The organism is Coprococcus sp. HCN-4056, assembly GCF_037892645.1.
GTDB lineage: Bacteria > Bacillota > Clostridia > Lachnospirales > Lachnospiraceae > Coprococcus > Coprococcus ammoniilyticus.
The window spans coordinates 382,937-408,771 of the sequence record NZ_JBBKBL010000002.1 but is presented as its reverse complement, the minus strand read 5'-3'; the positions used below and the strand labels follow the sequence as shown (position 1 = coordinate 408,771).

Annotated in this window: 29 protein-coding genes; all 29 read left to right on the top strand. The window is 38.7% G+C overall.

Features of this window, described 5'->3' with window-relative positions; all coding sequences use genetic code 11:
• Positions 1-25 precede the first annotated feature (25 nt).
• Complete coding sequence (locus tag WKT03_RS04320; RefSeq protein ID WP_173788607.1) at positions 26-1,369, top strand: MATE family efflux transporter; 1,344 nt, start codon at positions 26-28, stop codon at positions 1,367-1,369.
• A gap of 391 nt (positions 1,370-1,760) precedes the next feature.
• Entirely contained in the window at positions 1,761-2,174 is a 414-nt protein-coding gene (locus WKT03_RS04315; protein ID WP_340390961.1) for a hypothetical protein, read from the top strand.
• Between the two features lie 83 nt (positions 2,175-2,257).
• Positions 2,258-3,055, top strand: a complete 798-nt coding sequence (locus tag WKT03_RS04310) for a PfkB family carbohydrate kinase (protein ID WP_021943277.1) — start codon at positions 2,258-2,260, stop codon at positions 3,053-3,055.
• Between the two features lie 125 nt (positions 3,056-3,180).
• Positions 3,181-3,441: a DUF4143 domain-containing protein gene (locus WKT03_RS04305; RefSeq protein ID WP_021943278.1), complete on the top strand. Its 261-nt coding sequence runs from the start codon at positions 3,181-3,183 to the stop codon at positions 3,439-3,441.
• Positions 3,442-3,477: 36 nt separating this feature from the next.
• Positions 3,478-3,930: a GNAT family N-acetyltransferase gene (locus tag WKT03_RS04300; RefSeq protein WP_021943279.1), complete on the top strand. Its 453-nt coding sequence runs from the start codon at positions 3,478-3,480 to the stop codon at positions 3,928-3,930.
• Between the two features lie 217 nt (positions 3,931-4,147).
• Positions 4,148-4,345, top strand: coding sequence for a hypothetical protein (locus WKT03_RS04295; RefSeq protein WP_340390960.1), 198 nt, complete (start codon positions 4,148-4,150; stop codon positions 4,343-4,345).
• A gap of 74 nt (positions 4,346-4,419) precedes the next feature.
• Positions 4,420-5,178, top strand: a complete 759-nt coding sequence (locus tag WKT03_RS04290) for an EFR1 family ferrodoxin (protein ID WP_021943280.1) — start codon at positions 4,420-4,422, stop codon at positions 5,176-5,178.
• A 71-nt stretch (positions 5,179-5,249) separates the two neighbouring features.
• Complete coding sequence (locus tag WKT03_RS04285) at positions 5,250-5,876, top strand: alpha/beta hydrolase (RefSeq protein WP_021943281.1); 627 nt, start codon at positions 5,250-5,252, stop codon at positions 5,874-5,876.
• 312 nt (positions 5,877-6,188) lie between these two features.
• On the top strand, positions 6,189-6,821 hold the full coding sequence (locus WKT03_RS04280; protein WP_340390959.1) for a ThuA domain-containing protein: 633 nt from the start codon (positions 6,189-6,191) through the stop codon (positions 6,819-6,821).
• Positions 6,822-6,894: 73 nt separating this feature from the next.
• Positions 6,895-7,542: a hypothetical protein gene (locus WKT03_RS04275; RefSeq protein WP_340390958.1), complete on the top strand. Its 648-nt coding sequence runs from the start codon at positions 6,895-6,897 to the stop codon at positions 7,540-7,542.
• A gap of 40 nt (positions 7,543-7,582) precedes the next feature.
• Positions 7,583-8,533 (top strand): alpha/beta hydrolase, encoded by a 951-nt coding sequence (locus WKT03_RS04270; protein ID WP_340390957.1) that lies wholly within the window; start codon positions 7,583-7,585, stop codon positions 8,531-8,533.
• A 202-nt stretch (positions 8,534-8,735) separates the two neighbouring features.
• On the top strand, positions 8,736-8,999 hold the full coding sequence (locus WKT03_RS04265; protein ID WP_340390956.1) for a type II toxin-antitoxin system prevent-host-death family antitoxin: 264 nt from the start codon (positions 8,736-8,738) through the stop codon (positions 8,997-8,999).
• On the top strand, positions 8,992-9,294 hold the full coding sequence (locus WKT03_RS04260; RefSeq protein ID WP_340390955.1) for a type II toxin-antitoxin system RelE/ParE family toxin: 303 nt from the start codon (positions 8,992-8,994) through the stop codon (positions 9,292-9,294). Before WKT03_RS04265 ends, WKT03_RS04260 begins: the two co-directional genes overlap by 8 nt.
• 138 nt (positions 9,295-9,432) lie before the next feature.
• Positions 9,433-10,134: an L-2-amino-thiazoline-4-carboxylic acid hydrolase gene (locus WKT03_RS04255; protein ID WP_340390954.1), complete on the top strand. Its 702-nt coding sequence runs from the start codon at positions 9,433-9,435 to the stop codon at positions 10,132-10,134.
• 20 nt (positions 10,135-10,154) lie between these two features.
• Positions 10,155-10,565 (top strand): peptide deformylase, encoded by a 411-nt coding sequence (locus WKT03_RS04250; protein ID WP_340390953.1) that lies wholly within the window; start codon positions 10,155-10,157, stop codon positions 10,563-10,565.
• A gap of 125 nt (positions 10,566-10,690) precedes the next feature.
• Complete coding sequence (locus WKT03_RS04245; protein WP_340390952.1) at positions 10,691-11,737, top strand: hypothetical protein; 1,047 nt, start codon at positions 10,691-10,693, stop codon at positions 11,735-11,737.
• Positions 11,738-11,821: 84 nt separating this feature from the next.
• Entirely contained in the window at positions 11,822-12,553 is a 732-nt protein-coding gene (locus tag WKT03_RS04240) for an AlkZ-related protein (protein WP_021943722.1), read from the top strand.
• Between the two features lie 181 nt (positions 12,554-12,734).
• Positions 12,735-13,484, top strand: coding sequence for a response regulator transcription factor (locus tag WKT03_RS04235; protein WP_021943723.1), 750 nt, complete (start codon positions 12,735-12,737; stop codon positions 13,482-13,484).
• Between the two features lie 157 nt (positions 13,485-13,641).
• Positions 13,642-13,989: a P-II family nitrogen regulator gene (locus tag WKT03_RS04230; protein WP_008402823.1), complete on the top strand. Its 348-nt coding sequence runs from the start codon at positions 13,642-13,644 to the stop codon at positions 13,987-13,989.
• Between the two features lie 27 nt (positions 13,990-14,016).
• Positions 14,017-15,153 (top strand): ABC transporter ATP-binding protein, encoded by a 1,137-nt coding sequence (locus tag WKT03_RS04225; RefSeq protein ID WP_340390951.1) that lies wholly within the window; start codon positions 14,017-14,019, stop codon positions 15,151-15,153.
• A 13-nt stretch (positions 15,154-15,166) separates the two neighbouring features.
• Positions 15,167-16,033 carry an ABC transporter permease gene (locus tag WKT03_RS04220; RefSeq protein WP_340390950.1) on the top strand — a complete coding sequence of 289 codons (867 nt, stop codon included), beginning with the start codon at positions 15,167-15,169 and terminating at the stop codon, positions 16,031-16,033.
• Positions 16,034-16,036: 3 nt separating this feature from the next.
• Positions 16,037-16,837 (top strand): ABC transporter permease, encoded by an 801-nt coding sequence (locus tag WKT03_RS04215; RefSeq protein ID WP_340390949.1) that lies wholly within the window; start codon positions 16,037-16,039, stop codon positions 16,835-16,837.
• Between the two features lie 74 nt (positions 16,838-16,911).
• Positions 16,912-17,976 (top strand): ABC transporter substrate-binding protein, encoded by a 1,065-nt coding sequence (locus WKT03_RS04210; protein ID WP_340390948.1) that lies wholly within the window; start codon positions 16,912-16,914, stop codon positions 17,974-17,976.
• Between the two features lie 52 nt (positions 17,977-18,028).
• Complete coding sequence (locus tag WKT03_RS04205) at positions 18,029-19,507, top strand: aldehyde dehydrogenase family protein (protein ID WP_340390947.1); 1,479 nt, start codon at positions 18,029-18,031, stop codon at positions 19,505-19,507.
• A gap of 334 nt (positions 19,508-19,841) precedes the next feature.
• Entirely contained in the window at positions 19,842-21,194 is a 1,353-nt protein-coding gene (locus WKT03_RS04200; RefSeq protein ID WP_008402829.1) for a putrescine aminotransferase, read from the top strand.
• A gap of 294 nt (positions 21,195-21,488) precedes the next feature.
• Entirely contained in the window at positions 21,489-22,052 is a 564-nt protein-coding gene (locus tag WKT03_RS04195) for a rhomboid family intramembrane serine protease (protein ID WP_117807660.1), read from the top strand.
• 33 nt (positions 22,053-22,085) lie between these two features.
• Complete coding sequence (locus WKT03_RS04190) at positions 22,086-23,351, top strand: glycerate kinase family protein (protein ID WP_340390946.1); 1,266 nt, start codon at positions 22,086-22,088, stop codon at positions 23,349-23,351.
• 107 nt (positions 23,352-23,458) lie between these two features.
• Complete coding sequence (locus WKT03_RS04185) at positions 23,459-24,163, top strand: response regulator transcription factor (RefSeq protein ID WP_021943731.1); 705 nt, start codon at positions 23,459-23,461, stop codon at positions 24,161-24,163.
• Entirely contained in the window at positions 24,141-25,700 is a 1,560-nt protein-coding gene (locus tag WKT03_RS04180) for a sensor histidine kinase (RefSeq protein ID WP_340390945.1), read from the top strand. The genes WKT03_RS04185 and WKT03_RS04180 overlap by 23 nt, the downstream gene beginning before the upstream one ends.
• The last annotated feature ends 135 nt before the right edge of the window (positions 25,701-25,835 follow it).

Genomic DNA, 25,835 nt, shown 5'->3' with positions numbered 1-25,835 from the left:
TAACGTTTTATGGAGGAAAATGATAATGTCAAAAGATGAATATTTAATTACAGATGCCCCTATTAAAGCACTGACTGTATTTGCAATGCCTATGATTCTGGGCAGCTTCTTTCAACAGGTATACAATATGGCAGATTCAATCATTGTTGGTCAGTATGTCGGTGCTCCTGCACTTGCGGCAGTTGGCGCCTGTGCCGCACTGACAAATGTTTTTATCTGTATAGCACTTGGTGCCGGGGTAGGGGCGGGAGTGCTCGTAAGTCGCTATTTTGGAGCCCAAAATTATAGCAAAATGAAAACTATTGTATCAACATCCTTGATCAGCTTTTTGATTTTAAGCGTACTTTTGGGTATCTTCGGTTTTTGTTTTTCTCGTTTTATGATGACTTCATTACAAACACCTTCTGATATACTGGAGGAAGCAGTGTTGTATCTTCGCGTTTATTTTGTGGGATTTCCGTTTCTGTTTATGTATAACATTCTTTCAACGATGTTTAACTCAATCGGTGAATCGAAGATTCCGTTAGGCCTTTTGATAGTTTCTTCTATTTTGAATATTTTTATGGACATTTGGCTGGTAGCCGGTCTTGGTCTGGGTGTGTTCGGTGCCGCTCTCGCAACTCTTATTGCACAGGGAATTTCCGCCGTGTTCTCGCTTTTGATTTTCTTTAGCCGGATGCGTCGATATAAAAGTCCCTTTAACTGGTTTGACAGGCAGGAACTAGCTTCTATGCTTCAAATTGCCGTTCCGTCTGTTCTGCAGCAGTCTACAGTGTCAATTGGTATGATGATCGTACAGGCTGTTGTAAATCCATTCGGCACGCAGGCGCTTGCAGGTTATGCAGCAACGATGAGAGTAGAGAATGTTTTTTCATTGATATTCGTATCCATTGGTAATGCAGTTTCACCATATGTTTCCCAGAACTATGGTGCAAGGAAAATTGAACGTATCAAAAAAGGGTATCATGCTGCGTTGGTGTTGGATGTATGTTTTGCAGTGCTTGCTTTTGTAGTTATTGAAACACTGCACACACAAATTTCTTCGCTATTTCTTGGTAAAGATGGAACTGCTTTGGCGTATCAAGTATCTGGCGATTATATGAGATGGCTTGGTTATTTTTTCATTTTTATGGGTATTAAGATGGCAACTGACGGAGTCCTTCGCGGACTTGGAATTATGCGTCCGTTTCTCATTGCAAATATGGTAAACCTTGCGATACGCTTGTCGGTTGCATTGATTTTTGCACCTCGTTTCGGTATTGCGTTTGTCTGGCTTGCTGTACCGGCCGGCTGGCTTGCAAACTTTTTGATTTCGTATGTGGCACTTAGAAAAAGCTGGAGAATTCAACTAAAATTATACAGCAATTAATACGGGAAAGAAGATGGAATGATATAAAAGAATTTGAGTGATTAAAATCGATTTATACGTTTGTAAGAGATGAAGATCATAGAGTGTGGTTTTGTCCGTTTACATAGCATAAATCTCAATTAGTTTTATTGCTTTTTTCTTGATAATTACATATAATGTAAACGAGCAAGTACACTTGCTTGATTTAAGTGCGTTGCTACTTTGAGTGCAAACCTTTAATTTAAGTGCTTTGCAGCTTAAAATGCGAATTGTTAATTTCAGGGAGATAAGATGATTAGCTCCCTGTTTTGCTATACTATGGAGATAAAAATGAAAAACAAATCGGTGAATGCGTTCTATACGGCTGAGATTTTAGCACTTGTAGTTGCTTTGATTTTCTTTGCGGCCGGGTATGCCGAAGGTGGTCGGATATGCCTGTAAGAAGAATCATACAACAGGAACTGTAACATATCAAAGTTCTCGGCAGAGCTCCAATCATGTCAAGGTACATAGCGGAAATGATGTCAGAAATTACAAATCACGTTATGGGAAAGGCATCCGGTCAACTTATACGGTGCTGCAGATTAAGGCGAATTCGCCTGTCAATGGTGCCGATGTGTTCTGGTATGAGGGAAATTGCAGCACTCTGGGCAGTAAGAATGTTTATATAGGCTATAATGATAATTCCATGTCGGTCTTATCACAGTTTGAACTGGTAATGGCGATCATAAGCGGTGCATTTTTATTATTACATGCAGTTTCTGCGCTGTTAATCAGTAAGAAAAATCCATATGGAGGGAAGCTTTTCTGGTTTTTAAAATTTTGACCAACCCTGCCGAAAGTCATTTTATATTATGACAGAATTAAGTTGATAAAACAGAAAAATTAGAAATTTTAGAGGTATAAAGAATGATAAATTTAGTAGCACTTCCGTGTTTATGTGTAGATGTTTTTGATGGAACTGATGAACTATATGCTGGCGGTGAAGCCCTTAATTTTGCAGCCCATGCATCAAAATTTGAGGAGTTCAATGTTTCAATATTGGGTGCAGTTGGACAGGATTCTTACGCAAAATTTATTATGGATTCTATTTCTGATAAGAGAATAGATGTAAGCCACGTAAGAGTAGAAAAGGATAAAGTAACAGCGAATAATCGTACATATCTTACAGCCGGCGGTGACAGATATTACAAAGATGATTCATGGACGGGTGATATTGTTGATAAAATGATATTGAACCATGATGAATTGGAGTTTATCAAAAAATCAGATGTTGTATTTGTACATTTTTGGGCAGGCTGTTTTGGACAAATTATAGATTTAAAAAAGAATAACAATTTCAGATTGGCAGTGGATTTTGTAGAATATCGTAATTTTAAAGAAATGGAAAAATATGCACCATATATAGATTATTTCATGATTAGTGGAGAGAAATCAATTCTCCCAATATTTGAAGCGTTTTCAAAGAAGTATAAAGGGCTATTTAATGTGTCTTTAGCTGATAAAGGAAGTGTTACATATCATAATGGTGAAAAGTATTTTGTTCAAGCTAATGAAGTTAAAGAAGTAATTGATACTACAGGTTGTGGAGATAGTTACCATGCAGGCTTTGTATGTTCACATTTGATAAATGGGAATATTTATGAGGCTATGAGAGTTGGGACAGAATTAGCAACAGAGACGCTGTCTCATTATGGTGGATTTTAAGAGGAAGAGAGTCTTTTGGAGTTTCTGAATTTCAATGATGGTTGGAACAGTATTGGATAGTCTGTTACGGTGGAAAGAATTGTTATGAGAAAACAGCATATATTTCTTTTTATAACAACCAACGTATGAATGCGTATAAATTGTTTATGCTGGATGTCGGATTACTGGGGGCATTAAGTGAGTTGCCGGCGACATCTATATTGGAAGAAAATGATATTTTTATGGAATTCAAGGGTAATCTCACAGAGCAATATATGTTGCAGCAGATGATTTCAGATACACCGCACACACCGTATTATTATGGAACAGAGAAAGCTACGTTTTTCGGCTCTAAAGTATATGGATCAGGAATGGATGGTAAATATACCATTGTATGCGGTATGTAATTTATAAATATCAGTTTGTATAAGGGAATCGTGAAAATGGATATTAGATATAAAAGACTTACAGAAAAAGAACTGAATACGTTTATTCACATGAGGATAAATCAGCTTAGAGAAGAAGGTGCTAAAGAAAAGATAGATTTGGTTCCTGCATTGAAGGAATATTATACTCGACATATGGCGGATGGAACATTTGTATCTTGGCTTGCCCTTGATGAGGAAAATATTATTGGAACAAGCGGGATGTCATTTGTGGAGAAGCCTCCCTATTTTGGATGTCCAAGTGGAAAGATAGGATTGTTGTCCAGTATGTTTACTAATCCGGAATATAGAAGAAGGGGTATTGCAAAGGAACTGCTATCCCGCGTTATAGATGACGCCAGGGAATATGGCTGTGGAACAATACAGATTACAGCGTCTGATATGGGAGTTAAATTATATACGGATTTTGGATTTGTACATAATGGTAACTTCATGCAATATAAACTTTAACGGCTATAGTATTTCTGATTGAAAAGGGCAGAAAACAGAGGGATTATTTGATAAATTAAAAAGAGAAAAAAACAATTTGACGATTGGTGCGATCATAGGCAAAGAGTATGAGCAGCAGTATTTTGATGACTATTCCTATTTTTGTGATTTTATCAGTGGAAAATTAACGGAACAACCTATTTTTTCAGAAGTCGAGAAATAAGAAATTAATTTAATAATGGCTTACATAAAAGAATGTGGAACATACGCCCAAAAATTCTACAGCGGAAAAAAATCAGAGAACAATGTGGATATGGAGAAGATTGCATATGTGAATGATAATTTGTACGATAGAATCTGCGATAAAATAGGACGCCTACATAAAGAAAATGGGGAGCCGATGCCATACGAGAAAAATGACGATATTGTGAGATGATTTCAATAAGAGTGTTGGAGAAAAAACTTTTATGAAAAGCTTGGCTTTGAGGCAAATACGGAGGTAATGTTATTATGATCTTGTGCTTTTCCGGAACTGGTAATAGTCGTTATATAGCAAAGAAAATTGCAGATGAATTGCAGGACGAGATTGTAGATATGAATGCAAAAATCAAGGCAACAGATTATTCGCCAATGAAAATAGGCAGAAATATAATCGTAGTGGTTCCAACTTATGCGTGGCGTATTCCACAAATTGTATCGGAGTGGCTTTGTAAAACGGAACTGCTTTTTGCAGAACGCATTTGGTTCGTGATGGACTGTGGAGGCGAGATTGGGAATGCAGCGAAATATAATCGGCGCCTTGCGGAGCAAAAACATTTATGGTATATGGGTACAGCTCAGGTTATTATGCCGGAAAATTATATTGCTATGTTTGGTGCACCGAAAGCAGAAGAAGCAAGAAAGATTGTTAAAAATGCGGAACCTGCTATTATGGATATAATTGCGCACATTAAGGCAAAGCAGCCGTTCGCTGTACCAAGAAACAATCTTTATGACCGGTTAATGAGTGGTCCGGTAAATCCGATTTTTTATCATTTCTTTGTGAAATCTGATGCATTTCGTACGGATGCTGCCTGTGTCGGTTGTGGTCAATGTGTTAAGAATTGTCCATTGAACAACATTGCGCTTAAGGACAGAAAGCCTGTATGGGGAAAGCAATGCACTCATTGTATGGCTTGTATTTGTTATTGCCCTACAGAAGCTATTGAGTATGGAAAAAAGAGTGTTGGAAAACCGCGTTATCATTTCGAACAATTAGAGAGCAGATGATTTATATATCTCTGTACGGAAATTAGAAATTGATAATTTGAAAAATTTCCAGTTTGAAGGAGCGACAATATATGAAGTATTTATATTTGCATGGACTAGGACAAAAACCAGACAGTTGGAATAAAGTAATAAAAGAAACGAAGGTATCGGAAAGTAGTGTTAAATTGGGTTTGGCAGAGATGTTAGAAGGAAAATCTGCTACATATAAGGAATTATATTCGGCATTCTCATCAGAATGTGACAAGGTGAACGATGAAATTGTCTTATGTGGGCTTTCTCTAGGCGCTGTTTTGGCACTTAATTATGCGATAGACCACCCAGATAAAGTAAAGGCGCTCGTATTAATTGCAGCACAATATAAAATGCCAAAAAAATTATTGAAAGTTCAGAATATATTGTTTCATCTTATGCCGAATTCGGCATTCAATAAAATGGGTTTCAAAAAAGCGGATGTTATCAGCCTGTGCGGGACGATGGCTGAATTGGATTTCAGTGACTCCCTGCATAAGGTGTCTTGCCCAGTATTGCTCATTTGTGGAGAGAAGGACACTGCAAACAAAAAAACTTCAAAAGAACTTTGCCAATATTTGAACAACGCCTGTTTCCATGAACTTGTGAAAACAGGTCATGAAGCAAACATAGAAGCTCCGGAAGAGTTGGCAATCGTGTTGCAGAGATTTTATGATAATATCAGATAAAAAACATAACAAATTTATGACCAGTGACGAAAAAATGTAATATTGCAGTGATGTAAGGCAAGAAAAAATGCAAAAAACAAAACTGGTAAGGTAAGAAAAAAGTTGAAATAACGGTAGAATAGACCATAAAAATGTGGCATGCTATCTGCGAATCTGTACGTTTTTCGACTCTAAAGTATATGAATCAGGAATGGATGGTAAATATACCATTGTACGCGGTATGTAATTTATAAATCGGAATTTAATGCACATCTAAAAAACGAGAATTCACAAAAACATAGCCATAAAATGGTGATGAAAGGATGTATAATTATGAGTAAAAAAGTATTTGTTTTGGTACACGATTACTGGCATCACGATGATTCCATCAAGCCTATGATGGACTATCTGTTTAACGCAGATTATGAAGTAACATTCACAAAGAACCCAAATGACTATTTCAACGGGCAGTTTGATTTGTTTTTGTCTTTCAAAGACCCTATTGAAAATGATCAGATTCCTACTCCAATCTGGTGTGATGAAAAATGGACGGAGAAATTTCTGAATGATGTTCAGAATGGTATGGGAACGATTATGCTTCACGCATCACTTACTGATTACACAGAAAATCACCCAATCCTCACAAATGTTGTAAGAAGTAACTTTATCACTCATCCCGAAAAATGTCCGCTTACTGTAAAACCGATAGCAGAACATCCGATTATTGAAGGCATTGGCAAATTCACATTCCCTGATTTTGACGAACATTATGTAATGAAAATGATTCCGAATGCTGATACAACGATTCTTGCAGAAACCGTTTCAAAGAACGGCGTTCAGCCTGCTGTATGGGTTCACACCTATGGCAAGGGAAAAATCTGCTGTATCGTTCCTGCACACACTACTCAAAATCTGACCTGTGAACCATTTGTCAAACTTATAAAGAATGCTATTGATTGGGTTTAATAGCATTAATAGAGCGTCAAATTCCAGTTTGTTGAGTTTGTAATTCTTAGAGATATATTAAGAAGGAGAGAAAATGAAATCATTTCTTGAAAAAGTAAGGAAACCGGAAAAGAAACCTTCAGTTAAATATCAAATAATAGTGACACTGGGAATAATTTTATTTGGTTTTGCACTTGGTGTTTTACAAAAATGGATGGATACATTACCAGAAAGTGAATTTCCAAAGATAATACAGCCGCTAAATATTAGTAATTATTTTGGAAGACTGGCTATATGGATTTTACTTGCAACGATTATTTCAGTATATGCAAAAACGCCATTAAGAGCAGCCATTAACACATTCCTTTTCTTTATAAGTATGCTGGCAGGATATTATCTTTATTGCAATTACGTTTTAGGTTTCTTGCCGACAACTTATATGATGATGTGGATAGTGATCTCGTTTGTTTCATTTTTTATGGCGTATATATGCTGGTATGCGAAAGGGGAGGGAAGCGTTGCAATCTTTATATCAAGTTTGATCCTTGGTGTTTTGCTTGCACAGGCAGTTAGTCTCAACATCATTACATATGGCTTTTATGTATATCAGCCTATGGAGGTTCTTACATGGATAGCTGGTGTATTACTTTTGAGAAGAAAGCCGAAAGAGTATGCTGTTGAAATAGGTTTGTCCATTGTGATTGCATTTGTATATCAATTGGTTATTCCATATTGGGGATAGAGGCAGGAAGTATTAGGCACTTGATTAAGGGAGATACAGTATGAAAAAGATATTAAGAAATATTCTAAGAGTAATATTGATTGTAATCACGGTTATTGCATTATTCGTGATAATATCATTGGTTCGCCATAAAGTATGCAGTTCAAGAGAAAAAGATTTATTGACTCCGTTAGGTGAAGTGGTAGAAGTCAACGGGCACAAGATGAGCGTATATACAGAGGGGGATGGTGATAAAATGCTTGTGTTCATGTCTGGAGGTGGAACCTGCTCGCCAATATTGGATTTTGAGTCTTTGTATTCGCTGCTTAGCAATGATTATAAAATCGTTGTAGTGGAAAAATTCGGTTATGGCTTTAGTGATGTTGTAGACGAAAACAGGGATATCGATACGATGTTAAGCGAAACAAGGATGGCACTTGATAAAGCCGGAATAAAAGGCCCATATGTGCTTTGTCCCCATTCGATGTCAGGACTTGAGGCTTTATACTGGGCACAGAAGTATCCGGAAGAAGTTGAGGCTATTGTTGGTTTGGATATGGCAGTACCAGATTATTATGATGAAATGAACATCAATATTCCTATTATGAAATTAGGGCAGTATGGTGCTGCTCTTGGAATTACCAGATGGATACCGAGCCTTGCGGAGAGCGATGCAATCAAATCCGGAACACTGTCTGAAAAGGAAAAAGAGATTTACAGAGCAGTATTTTATCAAAAAACTGCAACTGTAACGATGATTAATGAAACAAAAGCTGTAAAACAGAATGCAAATATTGTAAAAGAAAACGGAATTCCGCAGGTGCCGATGTTATTGTTTATTTCTGACGGCTCTGGTGGAACCGGTTTTACAAAAGAAAAGTGGAGAAGTATTCCTGAAAATTATATTTCAGGTTGTGACAATGCAAGTTATATTGAATTAGATTGTCCGCATTATGTCCACGACTATAAGTATGATGAGATAAGTAAGGAAATCAGGGAGTTTATTCAGTGAATGGAAAATTATACTGAATGAAATTGATGCAAGCATTATATTGAATTTGTAAATATATATTTATTTTTCATGAAAGGTGCAGTTAATTTGAAATATTTTAGGAGCGCAATTTGAATAAATATTTCGGTAATTTTTTTAAATTACCATTTGTATTGCGACATAATTATGCTACAATAATGGCATAGAAAGAGAGGTGTTCATTATGCCAACTATTATGCCGATTAGAGATTTGAGAAAGACAAGTGAGATTTCAGAATTAGCGCATAAGAAACAGGAGCCTATTTTTATTACAAAAAATGGATACAGTGATTTAGTAGTAATGAGTGCAGAACTATATGAAAGATTTGCGCAAACTAATAAAATTGACCAAGCTATTTATGAAGCAGAATTGGAAATAGAGGAAGGGGCTGAACCTATATCAGTAGATAGTGCTATAGAAAGGTTGAATAAGAAATACTATGGATAAATATGATGTAATGCTTTACCCGAGAGCCTTTCGTGATATAGATGATATTTATGCATATATAGCATTAGAAAAACTATCTCCAGAAAATGCAAAAGCACAAACTGATAGGATATGGGATGCAATAAAAGCATTAGAACAGTTTCCTGAAGCACATCAAGACCGTTTAGTGGGACGTTATGCTGGCAAAGGATACAAACAACTAATTGTAGACAATTATATTGCTATATTTAAGATTGATAGGGCAACAAGGAGAGTTTATGTAATAACTGTTCAGTATCAAGGTAGAAATATTTAAATAAAAAGCAGTTAATAATTGAACATTAACTGCTTTTGTTTCGATGGTGGTTATAAAACATTACTTTATAGTATGATAGATAGCTTGAAATCATATTGAATAAGAATTGCACGGCATCGGAATTTATGGAGGAACAGCATGGAGGACGAAAAATTAATATTTGACCATACCTGTCATGTCTTATATTCAAAAGCATGTAAGGAACAGATACAGGATAAGATTGCGCTGCATTATCCGGCAGAGCAGTGGGAGGCTATCTGGACACAGGTCCAGAAGCAGTATGTGGATTTTTTAAAAGACTGGCGCACAGATCTGGGTGGAAAGAAGAATTTTCATAATGGAACAGGTGGTACATATGACTGTATTGCTTTAATGGCATATTATGTCATTTGCAAATCAGTGACAAACCTTGACGAGATAGAAGAAATGGAGGGGAATTTATTCCTTCCGGCATTTCGTAAGCTGAAATTTGTAAATGTCAATAAATTATTTTTTAAGAGGTTGCTGCATTTTTCCTTTGCAACAGCCGGAAAAAAATGCCTGAAATGGAATGATTATAAGATGAATGTTGCTGCCTATCAGAAAGGCAAACCTATTTACTATGAGTTTACAGAATGTCCGGTAGCTGAATTTGCAAAGCAATTCGATCTGCTGGAGGTTATGCCGGCATTATGCAACCCGGATTATACAGCGATGGAACTCTTACATGCGAAACTGGTTCGGATAACCACATGTTCAAATGGCAGTAAATGTGATTATATGATCTGCGGTGATGAGGATGAATATTGCCGTCAGCACCCGGAATACAAAGATGTGCAGGGATATAGAAGAAATAAATGAGACCTTATGGAGGATAGAAAATGGTTAAAACTATTGTAAAAGATATTCTTTTTCTGGGGCAGAAATCCGTTCCGGCAACACCACTTGATATGAATGTGGTAAATGATCTTCGGGATACATTGGCTGCGAATCGTGAGCGCTGTGTCGGAATGGCAGCAAATATGATCGGGTATAAGAAAAATATGATTATTGTAAGTGTCGGACCTGTAGATATGATTATGATCAATCCGGTGATCTGTTCTAAGAGCGGACGTTACGAAACAGAAGAAGGCTGTCTGTCATTAGAGGGAAAACGAAAAACAACAAGGTATAAGAAGATAGAGGTAGAGTTTCAGGATGCTGGTTTTGTAAAACGAAAGATGGCCTTTGAAGGATTTGTGGCACAGATTATTCAGCATGAGGTAGATCATTGTAATGGGGTAGTGATTTGAGTATAGATAGATTAATAGAAATTTTCAAGATGTGGAATTAGCACAGGAAGGTAAAGAAACATTAAAAGTGGATTTGTTGGCAAGAATAAAATAGTTGATATATTTATAATTAATTAGGTGATAAGATGAGAATAATGTTAATAGATAATGCAGTAGATTCCCTTCAAATAGCCATGGATGCATTCAATTTGTGGAATAAAGGAATTGAAACAAGAAACAACTTTAGATTTTTAAAAATAGCTATAGAATTTTTACATAATGCGATGGAACTGTTGCTGAAAGCAACCTTAAATTTGGAAGATGAAAAAATTATTTATTCTTCAAAAAATGATAGGCAAAAAGATTCTATTGAAAAAAATAAAGTAGAGGCAGAAAAACAGAAGATTAGTTTGATAGAGTACACGGTTAAAAATAGTAATTTAAAAACATTGTCATATGGAGAGGTATTAAAAAAATGCATAGAAATGGGTATTATTTCTGGAGGCAGAAAAATAGAATGTTTAGAAAAATTGGGTATTTATAGAAATCAAATAATGCATTTAGGAATCGACGTAAATGAAGATTTTGCTGAGTTATTAGCAGTTATACATGAAAGTTTCTATCTTATAATAGATGACAACTTTTATAGTGGTTTATTAGAAATATCGGATTATTTTTCGTATAACGATGTATTGGATACGATTGAGCCATGGCAAGAGCTTAGTGGTGATACATTGAGATTATTATCTACTACTATAGAAAAACGAAAATTAGAAATATTTGATAAAATAATAGAGGTTGTTTTGGAGTCTGATCAATTTACTAAATTTATAAATACAAATGGTATTATATTAAAAAATAAAAGCATATATCAGGATAATTACATTGACCTAGAATTTACACATAATAGAAGAAAAATTGAATTAACAACAGAGTATGATGCATTTTATAACTATACCACAATTGTAATGGTAACATACTGTTATAAAATAGTTTTTTGTGTGAAGCATTTTGAAAATGAAATGGTCATAGGAAAAAGATGGATTGAGTATGATGATTTTGCATTAGAAAGTATTCATAATAAGGAAGATGAAAGATACTTTTTAACAAAACCATTAACAGAAAAAAATATTAGAAATTGTTTGATTGATACTCTAAAAATGACGATTTTATGCAATAACACAGAGTACTAATATAGAGCTAAGAGAAGTAATGAAAATGTCTGAATGTTCATCAGATATCAAAAGATAATACAGAAGTCATAACAGGAGATAAACATGGAAAAAGACTCAGGCAAATGGATCATGTATGGTGTAGACTGGGATGATCCGGAGTGTATTCATACAGTGGATGAGGCAATAGAATATATAAATGAGATTGGCTTCCTACCGCTTTTTAGAAACGACATACCGGGATTTTCGCTGGAAGAACGAACTGTACCGGAGTACTGGTGGTGTGAGGATGTTGACAGAGATCCATGGATGTGGCGGGCGGTTATCGCAAGAAGACATGACATCGTATATGGCAAGTTTTTTAATAAAAAGGCAGGTTTTATATCGAGAAAATGGCTTCCTGTATTTGCTAATTACAGACGGGATGGATATGATTTTGATGCGCTGTATGAGGATGGAAAAGCCCCGAATAAGCATAAAAAGATCATGGATTATTTTATGGAAGAACATGTGGATACAGAACTGTATTCCAACGAATTGAAGAAAATGGTAGGGTATGGAAAAGACGGCGAAAAGGGATTTGATGGAGCTGTCACCAATCTTATGATGCAGATGTATCTTTGTAATTGCGACTTCAGAAAACGTGTAAATAAAAAAGGACTGGAGTATGGTTGGGATGTGGCGGTTTACTCGTCCCTGGAACATATCTATGGGTATGATTATGTAACATCCTGTTACAAGGATGATCCGCAGGAGTCCTGGAATATGATCATCCGGCATATGCATGATATTTATCCGATCGCAACAGATATGCAGATAAAAAAGCTTTTGAAATAGATTCAAGGTTAATAATCTGATGATATTTCAGTAAATAGCCTGATGAATTTTCTTGCTTGACAAATCATCTTTTTGTGCTATACTTCGTACCAACAGAATAGTAAAAAATAAGTACGCAAGGGTGTGTTACATCGGTTGCGTACTTTTTTTGTTTTATGAAATACAAGGGAGGTGGAAACTGGTGAAGACCCTTGAAACAAATGACTGGCTGGTCATGAACAGTATCATATACAAGATCTACACAACCGGTGATTTTGATGCCATGCGGACACAGTTTCTGGAACAGATCAAGACCGTCATAGATTTTGACAGTGCAGATTTTTATCTGGCATCATCAAATGAGAAAGAAAATCTGGAACGTCCGGTATTCCTCAACTGTGATGAAGACTTGTCAGATATTTATGAGAATATGGATTACAGCCGTGGTATTATGTTCAGTGGCAGGAGTATGGTATATCGGGAAACTGATATCATATCGGATGAGAAAAGAGTTCAAACCGAATATTATCAAAGAGTATATAAGCCAAATAACTGGCATTATGCGTTACAAATGATATTTGGACGGAACAAACATTTTCTGGGCGTGGTGACACTATATAGGACGATTGGTAAAGAAGACTTTACATATGAAGATGTATTCCTGATGGATATGCTTAAAGATCATATGGCATACCGGTTGTCACAGGACAGAAACAATCAGATGACCAGTCAGGAGAAACTGACGCTGACACAGGCAGTAAAGACCTATGATCTGACGAAGCGGGAGCAGACCATATTGCAGCTTTTGCTGCAGGGAATGGAGAATACGGAGATCTGTGACCATTTATCCATAACGGTAAATACACTAAAGAAGCATATTTTAAATATTTACCGGAAACTGGGAATTCGAAATCGTGTTCAGATGTTTAAACTGATTAAAGAAAAAGAGTAGTTAGTACTATAAAAGTAGTAGAAAAATGGTAATCCTGTTCTATTGAAGAATTAATTTGAAAGTAGTATATTTTCGTTAACAAGCAAAGGAGCTGTTCAGAGATGAACGGCTCTTTTTTGGTATATTAGTTGTATGTTGCAGATTGGAGGAAGAAAGAATGAAAGAAATCATATTAATAATCAGACCGGAAAAGCTGGAAGTATTAAAAAGCATATTGGATGAGAAGAATTGTGGTGGTATGACGATCTCAACCGTTATGGGATGCGGAACACAGAAAGGAACTGTTGAGGGCGTAAATGAGATTAAAGGCTTTAAAACTACGATCAATCTTCTTCCAAAAGTAAGAGTTGAAGTAGTAGTTGAAGATTCCAAGGTAGAACAGATTATTCTGGATGTCAGAGAAAAGGTAGCTACCGGACATGTTGGAGATGGTAAGATCTTCATTCGAAATATCGAAGAGGCTATACGAATCCGTACCGGTGAACGAGGAGAAAAAGCATTATAGAGAAATTTGAAAAAGAGGTGATATGATTTGGCAAATGTTATAGTTGATATCAAAGACGTAAATAAAATATACGGAACAAATCATGTTGTAAAAGATCTGAATCTGCAGGTAGAGGAAGGCGAGTTCCTGACATTGCTTGGATCATCCGGATGCGGCAAGACGACAACGCTTCGTATGATCGCAGGATTTGAAGAACCGACGACAGGCTCCATTCAGGTAGAAGGTGAGCCGATTGAAGATAAAGAGCCATTTGAGAGAAATGTAAACACTGTCTTTCAGAGCTACGCTTTATTTCCACATAAGACCATATATGACAACGTAGCATATGGTCTTAAGATGAAAAAGGTTCCAAAGAAAGAGATCAAAGAACGGGTAGCGGAGATGTTAGAGATGGTTCAGTTATCCGGATTTGAGAAACGGTATCCAAGTCAGTTGTCCGGTGGACAGAAGCAGCGAGTTGCGATTGCAAGAGCGTTGATCAATCGTCCGAAGGTTCTGCTGTTGGATGAGCCGCTTGGTGCATTGGATCTGAAGCTTAGAAAACAGATGCAGTTGGAACTGAAACGGTTGCAGAAGAAATTACATATCACATTTATCTATGTTACACATGATCAGGAAGAAGCGCTTACGATGAGCGACAGGATAGCTATTATGCATGATGGTGTCATGGATCAGATCGGATCACCGACAGACATCTATGAAAGACCGGCAACCAAGTTTGTAGCAACCTTCATCGGAGAGACAAACGTATTTGACGGAACGATCAAATCGATCGTAAACGGAAAAGCGGTTATAGGAATTGAAAATGGAGATGTAACAACCTCCGGCTCCGTGACCGAGACAGAGGAAAAGAACACCGGATTTTCAGTTGGTGAATTTGTAACTGTTTCTGTTCGACCGGAAAAGCTTCATTTTTCGGCAGAACCGGTAGAGGGCTTCAGCGTACCGGCACTGGTCAAGGATTATATCTATGTTGGCTCAGTCGTCAAATGTCTGGCAGTTCTTCCAAATGGAAATGAAGTAAAGATGGAACGTCTGGCAGGCGAAGAATTTCCAAAATCCGGTGACAAAGTATTTATCTGCTGGAATCCGGAGGATGCGGTATTGATCCACAGTCTGGATAACAGCTTCTATCAGAGTATGGAAAATATAACACTGGCATAAGGAGGTGTTTGATATGAATAAAAAGAGATTCAGAGAAAAGACACTTCCGGCAACGATCATGGTAGGGCCGGTGACCTTATGGCTGATCCTGTTGGTAGCGGTTCCACTCATCTATATACTGGTCATGAGTTTTTGCAGTATTGATCAGTATTACAATGTAACATTTCAGTTCACATTCGATAATTACAAACATCTGGCGGACAGTTCTTATATTAAGATCTATGTTCAGTCACTTGTGATCGCATTACTTACAACCGTGATCTGTATCGTGCTTGCATATCCGTTTACCTATATTATTGCAAGGACAAAGAGCAGATCAAAGAATCTGTTATATATGCTGGTTATCATTCCGTTCTGGACGAATTCACTGATCCGTATCTATGGATGGAAGACATTCCTTGGTTCATCTGGCTGGTTGAATACCGTGCTTATGAAACTGCATCTGATATCAGAGCCATTGAACCTCTTATATAATCAGGGAACTACCATATTTGGTATGGTGTACTGCCTGTTCCCATTTATGGTACTTCCGCTTTATACCGCGATTGGCAAGCTGGATCATACTTTACTGGAGGCTTCCTCTGATCTTGGAGCTAAGGGCTGGCGGACTTTCTTTGAAGTGATCCTGCCACTGACAGCCAGCGGAATCTTTTCCGGCTGTATCATGGTATTTATCCCATGTCTTGGATATTTCTTTGTATCGAATATCTTAGGTGGTGGAAATGCAGATGTTATTGGTAACCTGATCGAGCGTCAGTTCAAGAGTGGAAATAACTGGCCGCTTGGTGCAGCCTTATCCATCATATTAATTGTTATCACATTGATCCTCGTCAAACTGTACCAGAAGACAGGCGGCGATATGGATAGTCTGGGGGTGTAAACGATGAGCAGAAAAGCAAAAGTAAGAACAAAGAGTATTCTTTCAAAGATCTTTTGTTCTCTGATTTATATTGTATTGTTTATGCCGATTGCAGTTGTTGTAGTGAATTCCTTTAATGCAACGACATCAAAACCATATCTGACCTGGAAGGGGTTTACATTTGACTGGTATGTGAAATTGTTTGAAAATCAGTCGCTTCTTACATCCTTTGGCAATACGATGATCATAGCATTGGTCACAACTGTACTTTCAACGATTATAGGTACGCTTGGTGCGATCGGAATGTACAAATATAAATTCAAAGGAAAAGGGATCATAGACGGACTTTTATATATCCCGGTCGTTATTCCTGAGATTGTAATGGGTATATCCTTACTTACTGTATTCGCAAAGGTCTCGGTCCCAAGAGGTATGCTTACATTGATCATTGCACATATCACCTTCTGTGTGCCATATGTTATCTTCAATGTCAGGGCAAGATTATCCGGCTATGATATTTCGATTGAAGAAGCAAGTATGGATCTGGGAGCTAACCGCATCCGTACATTCTGGGAGATCACACTTCCGGTTTTAAGACCCGGCATTACAGCCGGTGCATTACTGGCATTTACGTTATCGATTGATGACGTTATCATAAGCTACTTTGTAAATGGTAATACGATGACTTATCCATTACAGGTTATGGCAAGTATTAAGAGTGGAGTAGCACCTGATGTAAATGCATTATCAGCGCTGATCTTAGCAGGCACGATCATCTTTGTTGTCCTGACTCAGGGCAATCTGTTTAAGAAGAAAAAACAGTAGCTGTATAGAATGAAACAGTAAACAATTTATAGAAGTAACCGAACAAGGTTCAAGAGCAGAAGGGAGACATAATTATGAAGAAAAACAGAAAAAGAGCAGTAAGTATTGCATTATCACTTGTTCTTGCAATGACAGCAGTAAATATCACAGGCTGTGGTAAGAAAGCAGACAGTACAAACGGAGAATTAAACCTGTTCATTTGGACAGAGTATGTACCGGATGAAGTAATTAAGGATTTTGAAAAAGAATATGGAATTAAAGTAAATGTATCAACATTCTCATCCAATGAGGATATGCTTGCAAAGGTAAAATCAGAGGATGAAGGAACTTATGATATTGTACAGCCGAGTGACTATATGGTAGAATCCATGATCGCTCAGGGAATGCTTGAGAAGTTGGATCAGGATGCACTTACCAATCTGTCAAATATTGGTAGTCAGTATCTGGATCCTATATATGATCCGGGCAATGTCTACTCCGTTCCTTATCAGGGTGGTGTGGCAGCAATCGCAGTCAACACCGACAAGGTATCAACAGATATTAAGGGATATGCAGATCTCTTTGATCCTTCATTAAAAGGTCAGATCGTAACACTGGATGACTACAGAGCAGTTATCGGTATGACGGAGAGAAGCATGGGACTCAGCATGAATGAAACAGATACAGCAAAGCTTGCCGAGGTTGAAACGAAGCTTCTGACATTAAAGGATAATATCGCAGTATATGACAGTGACAGTCCAAAGTCATCTCTGATCAGCGGAGATTGTAATGTTGGTTACTGCTGGTCTGCTGAAGTAGCGCTTGCTATGGATGAGAACCCTTCGATCAAGATTGTATTCCCTGAAGAGGGCGCATATAAATTCATTGATAACTGGGCAATCGCAAAGGGTGCCAAGAACTATGATAATGCAATGAAATTCATCAACTATATGTGTGATCCGGATGTTGCTACAAAGGTTATGGCGGAATACCCATATCTGAATGCAAATGCAACTGCAGTGGAGGCAAATGAAGATTACAAGAACAATGAAGCAAAGAATGTACCGGCTGAGGTATTTGAAAAAGGTGAATTTGTTGGAAATCTTGATACAGATACATTGACTGTTTACAACGATATGTGGAACAAATTAAAGCAGTAATACAAAACGGCAAAAGGCAGACAAAGAAAGTTGATCAGGAGGAGTAAGATATATGGAACCAAAAAAGATGTATATTGATGGTGAGTGGGTAACAGGAAGTATGGAAAAGCCGTTTGATGTTATCAATCCGGCAACCGGAGAAGTGATCGCACAGGTCTATGAAAGCAGTGTAGAAGATACCAGACGTGCGATCGCTGCGGCAAAGAAATCATTTTACCAGACAAGAGAGTGGCGTGATATGGATTCCCAGACCAGAAGTGATATGATTCTAAAGATCGCAGATCTGATCGACAAATATGCCGATGAATTGGCAATGCTGGATACTCTGGATAATGGTAAGCCGCTTCGTGAAGCAGAAGGAGATATCAGTGATGGTATTCATTGCTTCCGTTATTACGCAGGTCTTTGCAAGACTCCGCATGGTGGTGTATATGAGGTAAATGATGGATTTGGCAAGATGCATTCATATGAGACCAGAGAGCCGGTCGGTGTCTGTGCGCAGATCACTCCATGGAATTATCCGTTTTTGATGTCTGTTTGGAAGCTGGCTCCTGCACTTGCAGCAGGAAACAGTATCGTGTTTAAACCAAGTCCAAAGGCTCCGCTTTCAACAATCCGGTTATTCGAGATCTTTGAAGAAGCAGGACTTCCGAAGGGCTGCGTCAATCTGTTACAGGGTGATGCTGAGGTCGGAACGGAAATGGGCGAGAATACCGATGTTGATATGATCACATTTACCGGAAGTACCAGAGTCGGTCAAAGTCTGATGAAAGCAGCAGCTACAAATGTAAAGAAGATCGGACTGGAGCTTGGTGGTAAATCCCCAAATGTCATTTTCGCAGATGCAGATCTGGATGGTGCTGTAGAATGGGCAATGATCGGTATTTTCTTCAATCAGGGCGAGGTATGTTCCGCAGGATCCAGAATCATTATAGAAGAAAGTATCCATGATGAGTTTGTTGCCAGATTAAAGAAAAAGGCGGAAGCCATGACGATCGGCAATCCTGTGAACAATCCGGATATCGGACCTGTCATTACGGAAAAGGATATGGAGAAAGTTCTGTCTTACATAAAGAGCGGTATTGAGGAAGGCGCAACACTTGTAACAGGTGGTGAGCGTTATACAGAAGGAGAATGTGCAAAGGGCTACTTTGTACGTCCAACGATCTTTGATAATTGTACTTCGGATATGAAGATTGTCCGTGAGGAGATCTTTGGTCCGGTTGTCAGCATCCAGACCTTTAAGACAGAGAAAGAAGCGATTGCGATGGCAAATGATACCGTATATGGTCTTGCCGGAGCTGTATTTACTTCCGATATAACCAGAGCACATCGTGTGATCAGTGAGCTTCGCGCAGGTATCACATGGATCAACTGCTACAACCCAACCTTCAATGAAGCACCTTGGGGCGGCTATAAGATGAGCGGTATCGGCAGAGAGCTTGGCGTTCATGGTATCGAGGAATATCAGGAGGTTAAGCAGATCAATATCAATCTGAACCCGGGTATTGTAGGCTGGTATGAACACTAGATAAAACAGACCGTTCACTTTCTGAAAAATGAAGGTGGGCGGTTTTTTAATGCGTTTCAAATACCGAATGATTTGGCGAATAACAGAAATAGGGTAGAAAATGATACTTCGATAGAGGTATGACGATGGAATTACAAGTCAGTTATATGAGCTAAATATACTTATATTTAATTATATATAATAGATAAATGGTAGATAAATGGTATAAATTAGTAATTGAAAAAGAGCATGAGATACGATAATATACAGACATAGAAGCAAAGGAGCTTGTGAACAGGTCACAGGCTCCTTTTTTTCAGTTTAAAGATGAATATATTTTAAGGAGGATTTTAATATGAGTTATGAACAGGTAAGTAAGGATTTGGAAAAGGTAATTGGTTATATCCATTCAGATGAATTAACAGATGATGAAAAGAAATTAATGACAGAACAGACATTAGATTATTTTGATAATTATGTAAGCCCGGGCTGGTTAAAATACAGAAAGTCAGTATCTACCAACTCAGCAGTGCTTGAGTGGAAAGATCATGACGGTGTATGTGATGGCTTATATGGTGAAGAATTCATTGACTGTCTTGGTGGTTTCGGTATTTATACATGTGGCCATAGAAATCCGGAGATCCTTGATACCGTAAAGGCACAGCTTGATCATCAGGCGCTTCATTCACAGGAGCTGTTGGATCCGCTTCGTGGATATCTTGCAAAGGCAGTTGCAGATATCACACCGGGTGATCTTCAGTATTGTTTCTTTACAAATGGTGGTGCAGAGGCAGTCGAAATGGCATTGAAGCTTGCCAGAATCGCAACAGGCGGAAGATGGTATATCTCAACCGTTGGTGCATTCCATGGTAAATCAATGGGTGCAATCTCAATGGGTGGTAAGAATACATACAGAGTTCCATATACACCTATGGTACAGCAGGTACAGCATGTAGAATATGGTAATGCAGAGGATGCAAGAAAGGCAATCCGTAACCTGATCGCTGTTGGTGAAAAGGTTGCAGCCATGATCGTTGAACCAATTCAGGGCGAGGCTGGTGTTATCGTTCCACCGGAAGGATATCTGACAGAGTTAAGACAGATCTGTGATGAGTATGGTGTAGCGTTGATCTTTGATGAGATCCAGACAGGTATGGGTCGTACCGGTACAATGTGGAGATGCGAAGCAGAAGGTGTAACACCGGATATCATGACATTCGGTAAAGCATTTGGTGGTGGTATCATGCCAATCACAGGTATTATCTGTAAGCCATCCATGTGGGTACAGCAGTTGATCGACAACCCATGGTTACTTGGTTCTCCTACATTTGGTGGTAACCCTGTATGTTGTTCGGCAGCGATCGCAACGATCAAATACATGATCGACAATGATATTCCAGGACAGTGTGCAAGCAAAGGTAAGATCTTAAAGGCAGGACTTGAAAGTCTGAAGGCAAAATATCCTGAGATCATCGATGATGTCAGAGGCGTAGGTTTGATGCTTGCTGTTGAGTTCGTTACATCTGATATCGGTTACAGCATCGCAAAGGGCTTGTTCTCAAGAGGTGTTATGACAGCCGGAACACTTGTAAACTCCAAGTGTATCCGTTTCGAGCCGACAGCGGTTATTACAGAGGAACAGATCGCAGCCGTTATCGAGCGTATGGATGCGGCACTTGCTGATACGAAGAAAGAATATAATCTGTAAATTCATCGGTATATCGTGATGGAAAATCATCTGACCATAGTATAGGCAATGATTTTTCGGATGCATAGAATGTGCGAAGTATATATAAGACTACCGTTTATTCGGATACAGATTTGATCGTCAGTTGAAACTGCTATGATCAGACTGCCGGATGGACGGTAGTTTTGTTTTATAGAAATATTTATCCTGTAAAGCAATTTTGTTCTGGGGTAAAAGAGTCGAAGCGGCTCTTTGTATTTATACATAAATAGGGTATAATAAAGCTATTCATTCTATATGGGGAGGTATATACAGATGAGAAAATTAAAGATCACATTTAACGCGCCGGTGACGCTGGGCTTTGTATTTATTTGTTTTGTTGTAACGCTGCTTGGGGTACTGACCGGTGGCGGAAGTACCCGGTTATTATTTATGACATATCATTCATCGCTTACAAATCCACTCACATATCTGCGATTTTTTACACATGTATTCGGGCATGCAGGATGGAGTCATTTCATCGGGAATGCCTCCTATCTGTTATTGCTTGGACCGATGTTAGAAGAAAAATATGGTTCGAAAGAAATGTTGGAGGTGATCGGTGTAACAGCACTTGCGACCGGTATTGTGAATTACATCTTTTTCTGGAATGTAGCACTTTGTGGAGCGAGTGGTGTCGTATTTGCATTTATCGTGCTGGCGTCCTTTACCGGATTCCGAGCAGGCGAAATTCCGTTATCCTTTATTCTGGTTGCGATCATCTTTATCGGACAGCAGGTATATGAAGGTATCGCAGTACAGGACAATATCTCGAATATGGCACATATCGTTGGCGGTATTGTGGGTGCAGTTGTCGGATATAATCTGAACCGGAAATAAACGGTGTGATATTTGCAAGGGAGGACTTCTCAAATGAATCGAACATGTGAAATACATGACACCATATTGCAGGATGATCTGAAATTGAGAGAAAGACCGCTTAAGGTTCTGGCGGCTGTTGATTCTTTTAAGGGCAGTATGGCATCTGTTCAGGCAGGCATGGCGGTTAAAAAAGGTCTGGAGAAAAATTATAAGAATTGTGAGATCGAAGTAGTTCCGGTTGCAGATGGCGGAGAGGGAACCATGGATGCGATCGCCTATGGAAAATCGAACATGAAACGTCATACAGTTAATGTAACAGGACCGCTTGGACAGGTCGTAAAGGCTTCTTATATCAGTTATGATGAAGCAGGAGAAAAAGTAGCATTGATCGAGATGGCAGAGGCAGCAGGACTTCCGCTTGTACCGGAGTCAGCCAGAAATCCGATGCATACAACTACATATGGAGTAGGAGAGATGATAAAGGATGCCATGCTTCAAGGCTGCCGGAGCTTTATTATAGGGATTGGCGGAAGCGCAACAAATGATGCTGGGATTGGAATGCTGCAGGCACTTGGGTGTCATTTCCTTGATGAATATGGGAATGAAGTTTGCTGTGGAGCAGAAGGACTTTCCAAAGTATGCGGGATTCACATAGAAGATATGTTACCGGAGCTTTCAGTATGTTCATTTCAGATTGCCTGTGACGTTACAAATCCGCTGGTTGGAGAGAATGGATGCAGCCATATCTTTGCACCGCAAAAGGGAGCAGATGCTCAGATGGTAGAAAACATGGAGAAATCCATGGTGCGTTATGCAGATCTGGTAGAACAGCAGAACTGGTCAGGCTGTAAGCAGGATAAAGTGCAAATGAATACAGACCCGGAGAAGTGTCAGATGGACAGCATAATAAATCGTATGACACCGGGAGCAGGTGCAGCAGGCGGTCTTGGATATGCATTTCTAATGTTCCTGCATGCAAGATTACGACCGGGAATTGATATAGTATTTGATGAGATCCATTTAAAAGAAAGAATAAAAAATGTCGATCTGGTTATTACCGGAGAGGGCAGGATGGATGTGCAGACGTTAATGGGAAAAACTCCGGCAGGCGTAGCAAAACTTGCAAAAGCACAGAAGAAAAAAGTGGTTGCATTTGCAGGCTGCTTCGGGGAAGGCATCGAACAATGTATGGAGAGTGGCTTGTTTGATGCGTGTTATTCCATAACCGACGGATTGTCCGAAGAGGAACGAGGGAGAGCCATGCAGACAGAATGTGCCATGCAGAATATGGAACGAGCTGTGGAGGAGAAACTATAGCAAATAAGAAAGCCTGAATAGAGCAGTAAACTCTATTTAGGCTTTTTATGTAAGAACATTTAAAAGTCATATGACACTGTTAAGATAGGCGCAAGGAGGTAAGAAATATGACATATCAGATACTGATGATTGAAGATGATGAACAGATCTGCGAAGTAGTGAAAGATTATTTTACCAGAGAAAGCGAAAATGAGATTGTAGTACGGACGGCACAGAATGGACAGGACGGGCTGGATTTATTTGAGACGGAACGGGTAGATCTTGTATTGTTAGACATCATGCTTCCGGGGATGGATGGATTTGCGATTTGTCGGGAGATGCGTAGGACGAGCATGGTTCCGATTCTGTTTTTAACAGCCAGAATTTCCGAACGGGATATCCTGCTTGGCTATGATCTCGGCTGTGACGATTATATCATCAAACCATTTTCTCTTGTGACCTTATATGCGAAATGCAAGGCACTGATCAGACGGTCAAAGGATCTCAGCAGAACCGGAGAGCTGGTCTGTGGCAGGATACATATGAAGCCATCGGAGTATAGGGTTCTTGTGGATTCTCAGGAAATAGAACTTGCGCCAAAAGAGTTTGCATTGTTGCGGATGTTGCTTGAGAACAAAAATAAGACTGTGGCAAGAGAACGGCTGCTGATCGGTGTATGGGGTTATGATTATGAAGGCAGTGATCGTTGTGTGGATAATCACATTCGAAAGATTCGAAAACATCTTGGAAGTGCAGGAAAGCAGATTAAAACAGTGATAGGAAATGGATATCAGATACGGGGTGATGACGATGAAAAAGAACAAAAAGAATGATAAAAAAAGAAATGCATTATTGTCGGAGCGGCAGAAAAGAAAAAGACAAAAGATAAAAAGAAAATGGATATGGATTTCATCTGGCATTATAGCAGTCAGCATAATATTGTATCTGCTGGTGATCGGTTATTACAGAAATCAGGTCAATCTGGAATTAAAAGAATATTTTCAGGTATCAACAAATAGTGTCAGTGCAGGTTTGGCTGAATGTCAGGAAGATATTGCAGGTATGACAGATATAGAGGAAGCCCGTAATAGAATACAGGAAATCTTTGCGGAGGAAAATACACCATATTTTTTGACAGCAGTTTACAGGCGGCATTTGGAAAGCTCAGATGCAGTAGACAATATAGAAGAAAAAGACGGTGTAAATGCTGCAGATGAAAATCAAGAAACAGAAACTACGAAGCATACAGACGAAAATGATACAGAAAAATTAGAACAACAGGTACAGGATATAGAGGATGATATGGAGCAGATGCAGTCCGAAGTACAGATGTATTCACCGATTATGCCTTCTTTCCGGCAGGTGGTTCAAAATGCTGATGCAGGGGAATTTGCATGGAGTCTTCATGGCAGAGTAGATGATGCCAATCAGTATAGTAAGACGAGCAGGTATTTGCTGGCTAAGATGGAGACTTATGGAGCACATCCGGCAGATATAACAGAGAGTATAAGTGGTTGTTTGGGTGGAAACTATTATTTTAAGAGTCAGTATGTCGTTTTTGACAATGATATATATTATATCGTATCCGCTATGTATGCAGATCCATTTGGCTGGCATACAGAAGGCATCTGGTTATTTTATGGAGGGCTTGCAGTTGTATTTCTCATTATAATTGCAACGATCCTGACTGCGTTTATATCCTGTAGACGGACATTTTCACAGATGGAAGATGCAGAGAGAAAAGAAACGGTTATTACAGCACTTGCACATGATGTAAAAAGTCCATTGATGGCAATTTCCGGGTATGCAGAGAATCTGAAACAGTTAAACCAGACAGGAGAGTGCCGGCATTACATAGATGTTATTTTGGAAAATACATCTTACATGAATGAACTTTTATGTCAGTTAAGCGAGTATATCAAGCTTGGTAAAATGGAAGCGTTACAGACAGAGTCTGTAAGCATCGAACAGATATGGGAGCCGTTACAGGAACGGTATCAGAATCTTCTGGATGAAAAAGGTCTGGAGGTAAGAATGTCAGGAAACTGTACGGTAAAAGGTGATCCGCTGATGCTTTCCCATATGTTAGAGAATCTGTTTGTAAATGCAATTAAGTATTCACTGAAAGGAAGTGTGATCCGGCTGGTATTAAAGGAAGATCATCTGATCCTTAGCAATCCGATGGAACAGCCGATTAAAACCGATCCGGAGGAGTTATGGAAGCCATTTGTAAAGGGAGACGAAGCAAGAACCGGCAGAAGCGGAAGCGGAATCGGATTGAGCATCGTGCAGGAGATCATGCAGATATTTGGCTACCACGGAAGTTTAAAAACAGAAGACGGTGAATTTGAAATAATGATTTATTTTTAAATAAAGAGTAGAAATTTTAAATAGTAGATTGACAGTGGTCTTACTATTATGTAACAAGCCTATCCACTCTGTGTAACTCCGAACTAACCTCGATCAAGTCGAGCTAAGGTCTCAGTTACGAATGTCGGTACTTGG